This is a genomic window from Flavobacterium sp. GW821-FHT12A05 (genome assembly GCF_058807735.1).
This window is the reverse complement of record NZ_JBXAQY010000004.1, coordinates 577,500-592,769: the sequence shown is the minus strand read 5'-3', so window position 1 is coordinate 592,769 and position 15,270 is coordinate 577,500. Positions and strand designations below refer to the sequence as shown.

Genomic DNA, 15,270 nt, shown 5'->3' with positions numbered 1-15,270 from the left:
CTACCTTTTATTCTTAATTATTATAAATAAGGATAAAAATTAGGAACAAATAATCGGATAATTTCGTTTTTAAAATCTTCAAAGCCTTTGTCATATGGGCTTCAACGGCTTTTAAAGTAACTTGCATTTCTTCGGCGATTTCTGCATTTTTTTTATTTTCGAAGCGTTTTTTTATAAAAACTTCTCTGGTTTTGGGAGGTAAATCGTTTATGGATTCCTGAATGATGCGTTCTAATTCGGTTAATTCTAAAGTATCAAACTGAAGCGAATTTAAAACCTCAATATCCAGTTCTCTTTCCTGGTGGTTAAGTAAGTCGTTTTTAAATTTATCCTTCACTTTATTGTGTCGGATTAAATTCAAACATTTAGATTTGGCATAAGTAAACAAAAAAGCCTGGATTCCGTTAATAGATTCCACGCTTTCGCGATTCTGCCATAAATATAATAAAGCTTCCTGTGCGAGGTTTTCGGCCTCTTCCTGATCGTAAATAAACTGAAAACTAAAAGATTGAATTCTTCTAAAATATTTGTCGTAGAAAAAAGTATAAGCAGTTTCGTCTCCTTCCTTAAAGGATTTAAAAAGATTTAATTCGAAACTGGAATTGTTCATCAACAGAAATTTACTTTATAAAAGCAATATTAAGTAAATTTTGAAAACTACTAGAATTTGCTCTGAAAGCGGCAAATATAAAAGTTTATTTATATTAGTTCTAAATAAAATAAAAATAAAGCCCTTTCCTGAGAAATTTATTCAGAATAGGTTTATTGTTGCTGTTTTTTAACCGCAAAGTATTTTTTTAACCGCAGAGCACACAAAGTTTTTTTGCTCTATAATACTTGGTAAAAACACAAAGTTCGCAAAGCTTTCTCTAAAACTTTGCGAACTTTGCGTAAACCTTTGTGAACTCTGTGGTTAAAAACGATTAAGACGATTAAAATTCCGCCATCCAAAACCAAGAAGCAATAAGCTAAAAAGCAATAAAGGCAAAAACGCTTTTGTAAAACTGCTTTCAGATTGATCCTTAAACGTTTCGACTTTAAATTTTTCCCATTTTTCCAGATCGACTGCAGCATCGTCAAATATTTTGGGATAGAAATACAAACGCAGTTTTTCATGAAATTGCTTGGTTTCTTTTAAAAATAAAAGCTGGTTTCGTAAATCAGACTTTGCAATTTCGTTTAACTGAATCTGTGTATGAAGCGTTGGAATAAACTGCGCAATCAGTTCGCCGGCACGGTTTCGCTGTTCTAATTTCGATTCTAATTCTTTTGACTGCACGGCCGATTCGTCGTCGCCCATTTGCTGCATAGCATAATACCAAAGCCAGCTGAATTCTTTATCAGGCAAAGGATATTTTTTAAACTGAGGATAATGTTTGTAGAATTTATCCAGCGTTTCCTGCTTGTCCATATCCCATTTTTCGTGATAGGCGTTTCTCTGTGTAAGCGTTAATTCTAAAGCTTCGGGAACCTTGTATTTATTGATGATGTACGTGTTGATTCCGGCCGGAAGAATAATAATCAGAAACAACCAGATTGTCAATAAAATAACAGCGTTGAAGTTGGAATTTTTTTGAAGTGATACAATGAAAAAACAAACCGCAAACCAAAATAAAATATACAAAACCGAAAGTCCGTAAAACACAAAAAACGCTTTATCGATTGGAATTTGTAAAAAGAAAATTGCAGCTAAAAGTATTAAAGTCAAAAGTGCTGTTATGCTTAAAATGCGAACATAAAACAGTTTTAAAATATAGATAAAGGTATTTGGACTTTGTGTGGCTACAATTTTCCAGGTTCCTGATTCTTTTTCTTCGGAAACAATATTGTATGAAAAAGCGATAATCAAAAGCGGAAAAAGATACAAAAGCACAAAACTAAAATCGATATTTCCAGATAAAAGATTACTCGGATTATTGAGTTCTGAGTCGTATTTCTGCGCTTCCAAACCCCGAATCGTAACATTTTGAATTGACGGATTTACATCGCGCTGCCCAATTGCCAAACTGTTAATTGGCAGCGTATTATTGACCAGCGAAAATTTGATATAATAGAGGAGAAGCCCCAATTCGTCTTTATGAAAAGCAGCATTTCTGGCAATATGTTCTTTTTGATAAAGAGCAGCTTCGGTAATATTGTTTTGTTGTTTTTCCTGAAACTGACGACCAATTAAGAGGCTTATAAAACCAATAATCAATAAAAAAAGTAAGCCGATTTTGGTCCCTTTTGAACGTATGAAATTTTTAAATAAGAGTACTAACATATTAAATGGCTTTTAGGTTTTTAGCAGCAATTCTGATCAAAACAAACAACAGAATTACCCATAAAAGAATAGAAATAACAGAGACGATTTCAGTTTTTAAAACGTCCCAGACACCTTTTGGTTCATAATGAAACTCTTCGACATCGGCCCAGTGTTCTTTGCCAATGGTGAGCGGTTTATCGTTTGGTCCGGGTTTTTTATTGCTGATGTATTTAACTTGTAAAGCATTCATTTTCTGCGCCATTCCGTAACGGTATTTTTCGGCTTGTTTCTGGAAATCGATGTACGAATCATAATCGGTATTGGATAATCCCATCGATAGATTTTTCATCGCGATATACGGATTCAGAAAAGAAACGGCTTTAGAAAAACTATTTTGTCGGGCATAGATTTTTAGCAGTTCTTCTAAATGTCGGTTGTAAATATTAGAGCTTATTTTCTCGCCTTCGGTCATAATAAAACCGGAATAATTAAAAGGAAGTTTTTGTACCGAATCGACTTTGTAAACTCGCAATAAAGAATCTTTTATGGCTTTGTAATGCACATCGTTTGGGTTATGACTGTCGCCTTGTTTCAGAATATCTTTTTCGATATCGCTGTTGAACTGGATTTTAGAAGGCGCTTCATACAAATAAGCTCCAATGGCCTGGGTTGTTCTTGGCAGAATAATGGTAAAAATCAGCCAGATTCCAATTAACGAAACCAATGCTTTTTTTGACGTTTTGCTTGAAGCCGAAATCAAAACAGCAACCACACAAAAGAACATCAAATAAATAAAATGAAACCCAATAAACAACAGCATTTTGATTGTTTCATCTGCTGAAATTGAAAAATCCTGAAGCAGCAGCCAGATCAAAACCAAAACAAGAATGGTTGGAACAAAAAGCAGCATAACAACGCTTGCAATTCCTAGTACTTTACCAAATAAAAGCTGTTTCCAGCTGATTCCCTGACTTAAAAGGATTTTTAAAGTTCCGTTTTCTCTTTCGTAAGCAACAGAATTAAAACCAACAAAAAAGATCAATAAAGGAAGTAAAACCTGTAAAACCATCGCAATACTTATTTCGCCGAAACGAAGCATACTGTTAGAGAATCCGGCTTCAGAGAAGTTGGCCGTGTTTTGTTTGTGCGCTTCAAGGAAAATGGCATTTCCAAAAAAAGGTTCCATTCCAAATTCAAAAACGCTTAAAGAGGTACTTTTTCTAAAAGCAAAATTGCCGTAATGCGCCATTCTATGCGGATTTTTATCTGGATTTTTCAACCAGTCTTCGCGGGATTCATGCTGGTATTTTTCGCTGGTTTCGTTTTGGCTTTTGTAATTATCCCAACCCGAAAAAGCGGCAAATAAAAGCAAGGCTCCAATAAAAAGCGTAATAATATAAATTGCCGAATTTTTAAAAACAGAATTTTTAAAATGCCTGGCTATAAGGATTTCTGTATGTAATAATTTCATATAAATTAAAATTTATAAGTTACCGTAAGGCTTACGTTTCTGGGACTTCCCGGAAATAAGCGCAAATAATTCTGTGCGCCCAGCCAATACGTTTTGTTTAATAAATTGCCTGCATTTACAGCAATCTGTACATTGCTTTTGGCTGGTTTGTAGAATAAAGCAGCATCAAAAATGGTAAAATCAGGAAGTGTAAAATCTCTTGTAAACCAAGGCACTTTGCTGCTTTGGTACTGCATTCCAAAACCAATTCCTAAATCTTCTAAAGCAGAATCGGCTTTAAAGTTGTAGCGAGTCCATAAAGTTGCGCTGTTTTTTGGCGTATTTTGTTTTCTGGCACCAATTAAAGCCGGATTATTGTCTTTGATAATTTCGGCATCAATGTAACTGTACGACGCGTTAATCTGCCAGTCTGGTGTAATATATCCTGCTAAATCGCATTCAAAACCACGGCTTCTTTCTGCACCCCTTGTAACCAGTAAATCCGGATTTACAGGATCATTGGCATTCATTAAAATATTGTGTTGTCTGATTTCATAAATTGCAGCATTAAAACTCATCGAGTTGTTTAAAAAAGTAGTTTTGATTCCCACTTCTTTTAAATCACTTTCAAGCGGATCAAATAAACTTCCGGCAGGTAAACTTCCGGTTTGAGGCATTAAAGTAACCGTATTCGATTGTGGCTGATAACCTTCCAGATAAGTCGTGTATACATTTATATCGCTGTTTACGGCGTACGTAATTCCAACTCTGGGCAGTAAAGCCGATTTCTTGACTTTTAGTTCGTTATTGGTTTCGTAGTTCGTAATATCTTCAAACCATTCGTTTCTTAATCCCAATAAAAAAGTGAATTTTTCCCATTGAATCTGATCCTGAATATAAACCGCATTTGTTGTCGTTAATGCCGATGGCAATGCCGTTCTCACATTCAGCGTATAATCTTCAGGACTTGTCAGTTTGTAGCTTGGATTATTCAAATTAAAATAATCAACATTTGGTTTTGGCATTACAACGCCGTCAACCGTAATCGTTTGGTAGTTTGAGGCATTCGCCAAAACAAAACTGCTCGCAACCGTTCCGTCTTTTAATAAATAACCTCTTGCTGCGTTTTGTCCGCCGCCTTTATTTTTATTCCAGCTGCTTAAATCGTAACCTGCCAATAATTTATGATGGAGTTTTCCGGTTTTTAAATCGAAGTTGAAATACGCACTCAAATTATCAATATCCCAGTTTTGCTGACGCTGTACAAACTGCATCATCGCCAGACTGGTAACTGGTTTATTGTTCATATCGACTGCAAAAGCATTTGTAGTGCGGTGTTCCTGAAGATCTTCTGTCCAGGTTTGTTTCATGTACGAAGCGTTAAAACCAATTTTAGAACTGAATTTGTGCGCAAAATTGGTCGTCAAAATCATTTCTTTCGACTTGAAAAAATCACTTGGAGCGCCAAGATTCAGACTTATAGGTGTTTTATTCAGACTTGTTTTTCCGGCAACGGCACCAAAAATAGGCTGTCCGCGGTCCAGAATTCCGGTCATGTCGCTTAAAATTAATTCGGTGTTAATGGCCGTTTTTTCATTTGGAATGTAACTGAAAGAAGGCGAGATCAAAAACGATTTATTATGGACTAAATCACGAAACGATTTTGCCTGCTGATATGCACCGTTTACACGATATAAAAGTGTTTTAGCTTTATTTAAAGGCCCTGTAAAATCAAGCGTTCCGCGTAACGTACTAAAACTTCCCACGCTCATGCTGATTTCTTTTCGGTCAACTGCCAGAGGTTTTTTGGTAACCATGTTAATACTTCCGCCCGGATCGACAGATGAAAATGTGGCGCTCGATGGGCCTTTTATCACTTCAACACGTTCTATATTGCTTGTTAAAGGCTGCAGGAAATAATACTGACGCGTTCGCATTCCGTTAATTATCTGACCTTCTTCATTTTGGCTGATGCCTCGAATCGTATATTGATTGTAATAACTTGCCGGAATTACACCACTTGCCATTTTCACCGCATCGGCCAGATAAAAAGCCCCTTTATCAGCAATTAATTCTTTGGTTATAGTCGAAATAGACTGCGGAATATCTTTGTTTAAAGCTGCAATTTTAGTTGCGGCAAACGAATAGTCGCTATTGTATTTTTTGGTCGAACGACCCACAATTTCAACAGTTTGCAACTCATTTCGTTTGGTTTCCATTTCAAGGGAATCCTTAGCGATACTGTCTTTGACTTTGTTGTTATTATTTTGAGATTGGATGAAATGAGTACCCATTATTAAAAGTACGATAGAGAATAACTTTTTCATCTTAAACCGTTTGCAAATACAAATTCTCCAGTTCATTAGCCGAAATTTTATCTGCTTCAATGACTGTGACTAAATTGCCTTGTTTCATAATTCCAATATGCGAAGCGACTTCTCTGGCTCTAAAAATATCATGGGTTGCCATTAAAATAGCGGTTCCATCTGCCGAAAGTTCTTTTAAAATCTGTGAAAATTCATTAGAGGCTTTTGGGTCTAAACCACTTGTAGGTTCATCCAATAAAAGCACTTTTGCTCTTTTGGCAATGGCAATGGCAATGCCCACTTTTTGACGCATTCCTTTAGAATAACCACCTAAATTCTGGTCGTGCGCTCCAATCTGAAGCCCGGCTTTGGTTAAAAAATAAGTCAATTCTCCCAGCGAATATTTAAATCCGGCTAATGACGAAAAGAATTTAAGATTCTCTAAACCTGTAAGGTTAGGATATAACATTACCGTTTCAGGGATATAAGCGACATGTTTTTTGGTTTCCTGATTGTTCTCGGTAACCGAAATGTTGTTGATTTCCAATTCTCCCGATGTAGGTTCGATAAAACCTAAAAATAAATTAATTGTAGTCGTTTTTCCGGCGCCATTCTGTCCTAAAAGGGCAAAAATTTCACCTTCTTTTATGGTTAAGTTTAAGTTATTCAAAGCGGTATGATCGCCATATTTTTTGGTCAGGTTTGTTGCTGTAAGCATAAGTTTAGGTATTGTGTAGATTGATTTTTAAAAATGGATATAGAAACTTTCAGGCTTTTAAGAACTATTAAAAGCTTGATTATTAGTTTTTTTGTGGAGGATTACTACAATGAGAAAAGCAGGTTTTTTGATTTCGGATTAAAAATCAAAATCAAAAAGGAATAAAACAGATTTTCCTTTTACCTGATTTTATAGGCAAAGGCTCTTTTTCGTTTTTTTAATAAAAAATGTAGTAATTAAAAGATTGCGGGAGGCGCACGCAGTGCAAAAAGACTGCCTTTAAAAAAGGTTGAAATTCCCTCAAAATAAAGAAATGTATAAGAGGTTTCAACAATTGTTTTGTGAAATGTAAAGGTTTGAAACGAATTTGGAATAAACGTACTAAAAGCAAAATGACAAATATGACAATTTGCATCGACCGAGTGGCTGTGCGTTATTTCTTTTTGACCGGGAGTGTATTTATGATCACAGTGTTTTTCTGAAGACTGCCTTAAAATATGCTCGTAGGAGTGCACGGTCTGAAACAGCATGGCGAACAATACTGCAAAAGACATCAGGAAATTTACAACTGCAATCCTTTTTTTCATTCCGTGTTTTTTCTGCTGGATATTTAAAAGTTTAATTATCAAATAAATAAATGCAACAGCGTTGCAAATATAAATATCTTATTTAGAAATGCAGGTAAATAGACTTTATTTTTGAAAGAACCTGCGTATTTGCAAAGTGATTCTTACTTCCTATAAATTGCTGTACAACAATTGAAGCGTATGAAAGTCTGATGAGCCGTCAAAGTATTTATGCAAAACCTCCTGAAAAACCGGCTCCGTATTTTGTATGCTGGCAAACAAAGTCATACAAGATTGCAGCTTCTCGACATCTGGAGTTCCAAATATATCGCTTACGGTTTCTTCTTCTTTTTTAATTAATTCGGCCGTAATTTCTATAAGATGTTTTCCTAAAATAGGATGTTCTAAGAAAGCAATGGCTTCATCGGCACTTTTAATTTCGTAAAACTTTGAAGTATCACTGGAACCCATTCCTTTTATTTGAGGAAAAATAAACCACATCCACGGTGATTCTTTTTTGCCTTTTTTTATTTCATCAAGAGCCGTTAAATACAGCTTGTTCTGGGCATCTAAAAATCGTACTAATTCTTTCGTATTGTAAGCCATTCTTTACTGATATTGATTTGGGGTATCAGGCCATAAAACTACTCAAAATATGTTTAGTTGTACATTACTAAATCTTTTTTTTACTGCTATTTTTTTAGAATATTACGAAGCAGAAAACTTTAAAAAAGAACCGTAAAGAATTGGCTGCAAAATCATAAAACGAGTCTTTACGGAATTGTCTAAATTTTATCAGCTCAAATTTTGTTTAGCAAATAAAATCCTGTTAACGAAGCTTTATATTGTTATATATCGAAGTTTTTACTAGTAACCCTGTTATAATTTTTCTATTTTTATCTGATTAGGACATTTATTATGCTGTTTTTTATGCAATTTCTTCGATTGTATTTCGGCTTAAAAATGTCAATTTCTGCTAACGAGTTTCATACTCAAATAAAATAAAATTTATGAAAATAGGATTAATCGGATTCGGAAAGACTGGAAAATCAGTAGCCTCAATATTACTGGAAAACAAAAAATTCTCGCTGGAGTGGGTTTTAAGACAAAGTAAAGTTTTAGAACACAGATCAGTTCCGGAATTTTTAGGAATCGAGTCAAAAGAACCCGGATTAATTTATTCAAGTACTGCTACAAGTGTAGAAGAATTACTGGAAAAACATCCTGTTGATGTCATTATTGATTTTTCGTCGAATGAAGGAATTTATACTTATGGAGAATTTGCGGCTCAAAAAAACGTAAAAATCATTTCGGCCATTTCTCATTATGAAGAAAAGGAATTAAAACTGCTTAAAAAATTATCAAATAAAACGACTGTTTTCTGGTCGCCAAATATCACATTAGGAGTTAATTATTTACTGTTTGCCGCTAAGTTTTTAAAGAAAATTGCGCCATGGGTTGATATTGAAGTGAATGAAGAACATTTTAAGAAAAAACAAGGAACGTCTGGCACCGCCTTAAAAATTGCCGAAGCACTGGATGTTGAAAAAGAAAATATAAACTCGGTAAGGGCAGGAGGAATCGTAGGCAAACACGAGGTTATCTTTGGATTTCCGTATCAAACGGTTCGTTTAATTCACGAATCTATTTCGAGAGAAGCTTTTGGAAATGGAGTTGTTTTTGTTGCCGAAAATATAAAAGACAAGAAAAAAGGACTTTATAATTTTGAAGATATTCTATCGCCTTATTTTGCGGTTTAGTTTTTTTTGGTTTGCACAAAGGCACTAAGACACTAAGATTTTAATTTCTAAAAATGAATTGCCTCCTGCTTTAGCTGGAGGTTTTATTAGGAAAGGAACAGATAAAGGGCTTTAGCCGAACTAATTAAAGTTTGGCTAAAGCCCTTTATTATGGCTATATTCTTCATCCAGCTAAAGCTGGACGCTATTCAATATTTTGTCTAAAAAACTCTTTTATTTTAAATAAACAGAAAATGGTTATTTATGGAGTTTATAATATAGATTATTTTTTGAGTATCAAAGCCTTACTATATTCATAATTCATTTTGGCAATAGAAAGCACAGATATGCTTTGCGGACATTCGACTTCGCAGGCTCTGGTATCAGAACAATTTCCAAAACCTTCGGCGTCCATTTGTTTTACCATCGATAGGGCTCTTTTTGAGGCTTCGATTTTACCTTGTGGCAACAAAGCTAAATGCGTTATTTTGGCCCCGACAAACAATGCAGCACTCGCATTTTTGCAGGAAGCAACACAGGCTCCGCAGCCAATACAGGCTGCAGCATCAAAAGAAGCTTCGGCAGTTTCAAAGGATATAGGAATACTGTTGGCTTCCGGCGCCTGACCTGTAGAAGCACCGATAAAGCCGCCTGAAGTAATAATGGCATCAAAAGCCGAACGATCTATTTTTAAGTCTCTTAAAACCGGAAAAGCTCTTGCTCTAAACGGTTCTATATAAATGGTTTCGCCATCTTTAAAACTTCGCATGTGAAGCTGACAGGTGGTTGTATTTTTTAAAGGACCATGCGCACGTCCATTTATCATAACGCCGCATTGTCCGCAGATTCCTTCCCGACAATCGTGGTCAAATTCAATTACACGTTCTTTTTTCTGAATTAAGGATTCATTTAAAAGATCGAGCATTTCCAGAAAAGACATGTGCTCAGAAACGCCGTTTATTTCATAATCGATCATTTCTCCCTTGGAAGAAGTATCAAACTGACGCCATATTTTTAGAAAGAGTTTCATCGCTAATTGTTAATTATAAATTGTTAATTATAAATTGGTTCTGAGTTTTTAAATTGAGTTTTATGGATTGTTAATTAATAATTTACAATTTACAATTAACAATTCACAATTATTTATAGCTTCTCACAGTAAGTTCAACAGCTTCAAACACAAGAGGTTCTTTATGTAACTTTTGAGGCTTGTCTTTTCCCTGCCATTCCCAGGCCGAAACATAACAGAATTCCGCATCATTTCGGACCGCTTCGCCATCGGCAGTTTGGTATTCTTCTCTAAAATGAGCGCCGCAGGATTCTTCTCTTTGTAAAGCATCGTAACACATTAATTCGGCCAATTCGAGATAATCGGCAATGCGTCCGGCTTTTTCTAATTCGCTGTTTAAAGTATCATCTCCGGTAATCAGCAGTTCGTTTTCAAAGGAATTTTTTAGGATTTTGATTCCTTCAATTGCTTCTTCGAGACTTTTTTTGCTTCTGGATAAACCGCATTTTTCATACAGCAGTCTTCCAATTGTTTTATGAAAATAATCGGCACTAAGCGTTCCTTTGCTGTTGAGGAATTTATCTAATTGTTTTCTAACGGAGTTTTCGGCTTCATCAAAAGCAGGATGAGTGATATCGATTTTAGGCGCATTTAATTCTCCCGATAAATAATTCGGAATCGTATAAGGCGCTATAAAATAACCGTCTACGCAAGCTTGAAGCAAGGAATTAGCACCAAGTCGGTTGGCACCATGATCGGAGAAATTGGCTTCTCCCAGTGCAAATAAACCCGGAATTGTAGTCATTAATTCATAATCGACCCAAAGTCCGCCCATGGTAAAATGAGCCGAAGGAGAAATCAGCATGGGTTCTTTGTACGCATTGATTCCGGTAATTTTTTCGTACATCGCAAAAAGATTACTGTATTTGGCTTCGATTTTATCTTTTCCCTGCGCTTTTATGGCATCGGAGAAATCCAGATAAATGGCGTTTTTCATTGGCCCAACGCCGTGTCCGGCATCGATTCTTTCTTTTGCGGCACGCGATGAAATATCTCTTGGAGCAAGATTTCCAAAAGAGGGATAACGACGCTCTAAATAATAATCGCGTTCTTCTTCGGGAATTGAATTTGGAAGCCGATCGTCTGCAGCTTCTTTCGGAACCCAGATACGCCCGTCATTGCGGAGTGATTCTGACATCAAAGTAAGTTTCGATTGATTGGTTCCATGTTGCGGCAAGGAAGTAGGGTGGAACTGAATCCAGCTTACACCCGCCATATACGCGCCTTTTTTATGTGCTCTCCAAATGGCAGAGCTGTTGCAGCCCATTGCTAATGTGGATAGATAATATACTTTTCCGTAGCCTCCGGATGCCAGAACAACGGCATCTGCGGTATGGCGTTCCAGTGCTCCGGTTTCAAGATTTCTGGCAATGATTCCCTTTGCTTTTCCGTCAATAACTACTAATTCCAGCATTTCATGTCGGGTATGCAGGCTTACTTTTTCTAAGGCGACCTGTCTCATTAAAGCCTGATAAGCGCCCAATAAAAGCTGCTGCCCTGTTTGGCCGCGCGCATAAAAAGTTCTGGAAACCTGAACGCCTCCAAAAGATCTGTTATTTAAATATCCGGCATATTCTCTGGCAAATGGTACGCCTTGTGCTACAGCATGATCTATTAAGGCAGCAGAACATTCGGCTAAACGATATACATTGGCTTCTCGGGATCTAAAATCACCGCCTTTTATGGTATCATAAAACATTCTAAAAACGCTGTCTCCGTCGTTTTTATAGTTTTTAGCGGCATTAACGCCTCCTTGTGCAGCAACAGAATGGGCTCTTCTGGCCGAATCCTGAAAGCAAAACGATTTTATATTATAACCCTGTTCGGCCAAAGAGGCGGCGCAGGAAGCTCCCGCAAGTCCGGTGCCAACCACAATAATGTTTAGTTTTTTTCGGTTGGCCGGATTTACGAGTTTAGCTTTTGCTTTATAAGTATTCCACTTTTCGGCAAGCGGTCCTTCGGGTATTTTTGACTCCATCATTTTTTAGTGTTTTAAAATGAATTCATGCAAAATTTTAAAAAGTAATACTACTTTCTAAACCCTAAATTTAATATAAAAATCTTATAAAATAAAATTATTGTTTACTGATTGGTATTGCTTTGGCGGATGCATTTGTTTTTAAGAAATAAATTCCGGCAGCTTGTTCAGAAATGGAGATTACGCTTCCTGTGCCTTGTTTTATTTTACTTCCCGAGGCAGAAAATATGGTCCATTCCAGTTCTTTTGACAAATTAAATATACCTCTTGACGGATTTGGGTAAACAATGATTTTATTCGATTCTTCGTTTGGATTTTCGACACCAAGATGACAGTCGTTAATCATAAAGGAAACTTCTTTGGTATTACTTCCATTTGAATTGGTTACGGTTAAAGATACTTCTTTGGTTCCTTCAGTTGGGAAAATAACGGAATGCGGACCAACTCCTGTGGCAGTTGTAGGTTGTGCTCCAGCACCAAAATTCCATAAATATGTATCAACCGTTCCAACAGAAACAGAGGTAAAACTTACCGGTGCATTCACACAGCCTGTTTGTGGTGTGTACTCAAAATCAGCGATAGGAGCAGCAGTGCTTCCGGCCAATACAAATTCCATTTTATTTACATTGGTATCATTTTCATCAAAATACAAAGTAATAACACGAGTACCCTGCGTTAATGGAATATTCGGAATCGCAACAGTCTGCCATGCCTGAAATCCTCCTGTATTTGGAATGTTAACCACTCCGGTTACATTTACACCATCAACTTCAAGATGTAATTTTCGGGTATTATATGGAGTTGCAACTCTTAGGTTTATAGTATAATTTCCAGTTGTGCTTACTTTTGCAGTATATTTTAACCATTCATCTTTAGCAACATAAGCAAGATTAAAGCCGCCTTCGTTACAAGCTTCAGTTCCTACACCGTCTCCAGGTCTGTATACTGTGTCACCGCCGCCATTTTTATCCAGAAAAGCACCTGGGCCTATATCATAATTCTCCGCTTCAATAATACCCGGAATTTGAGCAATTATTCCTTGATAAGGTGCATTTTGAAGCGTTGTCTCCGTATAAAATGCAGTATAGGTAATGGTTCCCGATGCCGGCGCTTTGAAAGTTTGATTTGCTGTTCCGCCTTGACTCCAATGATCAAAATCATAACGAATGTTTCCAATATATTGCGGGGTAGGAGCATTTAAGGTTTGTACAGAAGCATTGGCAACAACTTGTTTCGTTGAAGGTGCTGTAACTGGTTTTTGATTGAATTCTAAATTAAGCGGTACAGGAGAACTCGCCGCTGTAACATCGACTAAATTAGGTTTGATATCTACAAAAGCAGTACCTGTTAGGCCATTACTATCGGTCACTTTAACAGTAAATCGATACCATATATTTGGAGTTTTTTCTCCTTGGTTTGAGGCTGTAAAATTTCCTGATTTTACGCCTTGCGGACTTGCACCAGGATGTGAATGTCCGGATCCGGGAATGTCTTCGTGAAAAAGATCAATACTCCATGAATAGGCAGATGCTGGTAAAGTTCCGTCTTCGATATCGGTTCCCGAAGCTTCAAAATGTACTACATCGTCTGCATTCCATTTTAATGATGGTAAAGGAGAAACTATCGATACAGTTGGTGCATTACTAAATGGTGTAACAGTTAAAACTGCAGGATTACTGGTGATATTTCCGGCTGTATTGGTAACTACAACTCTGTAATTTCCGGCATTTGCATTTGAAACGCTTGGTATTGTATAGGTTGCGGCAGTTGCCCCGTTGATATTTACATTATTATACTGCCATTGGTAAGTTAAACCTGTACCACTTGCCGAAACGGTAAAAGTAACAGGTTTGGTTTCCATTATAGATTGAGAAATGGGATGATTGACAATTATAGGAGCAGCAGTTTCGATATAATCCAGTTTGATTAAAGCGCCATTGTTCCCGTAAGCACAATAATAAATGTAACCATCGTTGCCTAACATCATTCCGAGTGCTTGTTGATGCGGAGCTGTAAAAAATGGGGTTGAAACCGGATCTATGATATTAGGATCAAATGACCTGATTTCTGTTCGAAGAAAATCTTTGATAATAAATTTTCCTTGTAAATTTGGATAACGTGATATTGCTGGGTTATAAAGTACGCCGTTTGTTAAAGCGTTTCCAATGCTTCCGGTTGCGTAAGTAAAGATTGGGTTGGTAAATAAATTGGTTTCGGTTTGTTTTCCGTCGCCTCCTTGCGGATGTCCCCAGGCATAGTTTCGAATCGCAGGATTACTGATTTCGTTTACTTCTTCCCATGAAGTTCCAACATCCAGAACAAACAATTTATTGGCTGTTGCATTAGGAACTAATCTCCATGGGTTTCTAAAGCCATAAACCCAGATGCTTTGTCTTTGTACCGAACCACTTCCGTAAAATGGATTTCCGGGAGCCGGCTGTCCATCTTCGGTAAGACGAAGAATTTTTCCTTTGTAAGTATCTAAATCTTGTGAATTGGTGTTTTGCTGACTGTCACCAACGGTTACATACAAAAATCCATTAAAGAATTTTAAGTCACCGCCGTTATGAGCGCCTCCTCCAATAGGTTCTAAAAGCAAAATTTCTTGTCTGCTGACTACCTGATTTCCGTTGTCTATTTTAATTCTTTCAATTCTATGTCTTACCACGCCATCGTTAATGGCGTAAAAAACATAAATATAGCCGTTCGTGGCAAAATTAGGATGAAGTGTTAATCCGAGTAAGCCTTGTTCATTATCTGTTAGGGTATTTACGGTAAAAACAGTCGAAACTGTATTGTTTTGAAATACTTTAACAATACCTGCTCTTTCGGCAATAAAAATTCTTCCATCGGGAGATTGTTCAAGAGCAAGTCCTTCTTTGATTACCGCAGTAGGAGCAAGGTTTTGCGTGATGTATTGAGAATAAGACTGCGCTGAAAGTAATAAAGCAAAAGCAGTTAATAAATAACTCAAAAATTGCCTTATGATGTTAATTTGTAGATTTTTTTTCATAATTATTCAGAATTTTTAGTGATTTGGGTAATCAAATTTACTCTATTTCTGTATAATTATTTGTTTTACTAAAATTTCTTTACGATATCGATTTAGTTGTAAAGATCAAAGGGTTAGAGGGTTATGTTTTTTTGGTGAGGTGCAAAGGTTCAAAGGGACATAGGTTCAAAGTGTAGTGGCGCAAAG

General features: G+C 36.5%; 11 protein-coding genes. 1 reads left to right on the top strand and 10 read right to left on the bottom strand.

What is annotated here, in order from left to right; all coding sequences use genetic code 11:
* Window positions 1–13: 13 nt before the first annotated feature.
* The 7 genes from AC1RRQ_RS12115 to AC1RRQ_RS12085 form a co-directional block, all read right to left on the bottom strand.
* Window positions 14–610 carry an RNA polymerase sigma-70 factor gene (locus tag AC1RRQ_RS12115; protein WP_493023287.1) on the bottom strand — a complete coding sequence of 199 codons (597 nt, stop codon included), beginning with the start codon at window positions 608–610 and terminating at the stop codon, window positions 14–16.
* Window positions 611–913: 303 nt separating this feature from the next.
* Entirely contained in the window at window positions 914–2,263 is a 1,350-nt protein-coding gene (locus AC1RRQ_RS12110; RefSeq protein ID WP_493023286.1) for a DUF3526 domain-containing protein, read from the bottom strand.
* Between the two features lies 1 nt (window position 2,264).
* On the bottom strand, window positions 2,265–3,716 hold the full coding sequence (locus AC1RRQ_RS12105) for an ABC transporter permease (protein WP_493023285.1): 1,452 nt from the start codon (window positions 3,714–3,716) through the stop codon (window positions 2,265–2,267).
* Between the two features lie 5 nt (window positions 3,717–3,721).
* Entirely contained in the window at window positions 3,722–6,022 is a 2,301-nt protein-coding gene (locus AC1RRQ_RS12100; RefSeq protein ID WP_493023284.1) for a TonB-dependent siderophore receptor, read from the bottom strand.
* A 1-nt stretch (window position 6,023) separates the two neighbouring features.
* The gene (locus AC1RRQ_RS12095; RefSeq protein ID WP_493023283.1) at window positions 6,024–6,719 is read right to left on the bottom strand and encodes an ABC transporter ATP-binding protein; all 696 of its coding nucleotides are present in this window, start codon (window positions 6,717–6,719) and stop codon (window positions 6,024–6,026) included.
* Window positions 6,720–6,955: 236 nt separating this feature from the next.
* The gene (locus AC1RRQ_RS12090; RefSeq protein WP_493023282.1) at window positions 6,956–7,306 is read right to left on the bottom strand and encodes a hypothetical protein; all 351 of its coding nucleotides are present in this window, start codon (window positions 7,304–7,306) and stop codon (window positions 6,956–6,958) included.
* A 150-nt stretch (window positions 7,307–7,456) separates the two neighbouring features.
* Window positions 7,457–7,891: a DUF1810 domain-containing protein gene (locus tag AC1RRQ_RS12085; RefSeq protein ID WP_493023281.1), complete on the bottom strand. Its 435-nt coding sequence runs from the start codon at window positions 7,889–7,891 to the stop codon at window positions 7,457–7,459.
* A 404-nt stretch (window positions 7,892–8,295) separates the two neighbouring features.
* Between AC1RRQ_RS12085 and AC1RRQ_RS12080 the strand changes: the two genes are divergently transcribed.
* A complete protein-coding gene (locus AC1RRQ_RS12080; RefSeq protein WP_493023280.1) occupies window positions 8,296–9,045 on the top strand; it encodes a 4-hydroxy-tetrahydrodipicolinate reductase in 750 nt (249 codons plus the stop codon).
* Window positions 9,046–9,307: 262 nt separating this feature from the next.
* Here AC1RRQ_RS12080 and AC1RRQ_RS12075 read toward each other — a convergent pair whose 3' ends face one another.
* From AC1RRQ_RS12075 to AC1RRQ_RS12065, 3 genes are all read right to left on the bottom strand, one after another.
* Window positions 9,308–10,054: a succinate dehydrogenase/fumarate reductase iron-sulfur subunit gene (locus tag AC1RRQ_RS12075; RefSeq protein WP_493023279.1), complete on the bottom strand. Its 747-nt coding sequence runs from the start codon at window positions 10,052–10,054 to the stop codon at window positions 9,308–9,310.
* 109 nt (window positions 10,055–10,163) lie between these two features.
* The gene (locus AC1RRQ_RS12070; protein ID WP_493023278.1) at window positions 10,164–12,074 is read right to left on the bottom strand and encodes a fumarate reductase/succinate dehydrogenase flavoprotein subunit; all 1,911 of its coding nucleotides are present in this window, start codon (window positions 12,072–12,074) and stop codon (window positions 10,164–10,166) included.
* Between the two features lie 94 nt (window positions 12,075–12,168).
* Complete coding sequence (locus AC1RRQ_RS12065; protein ID WP_493023277.1) at window positions 12,169–15,084, bottom strand: PQQ-dependent sugar dehydrogenase; 2,916 nt, start codon at window positions 15,082–15,084, stop codon at window positions 12,169–12,171.
* Between the last annotated feature and the right edge of the window lie 186 nt (window positions 15,085–15,270).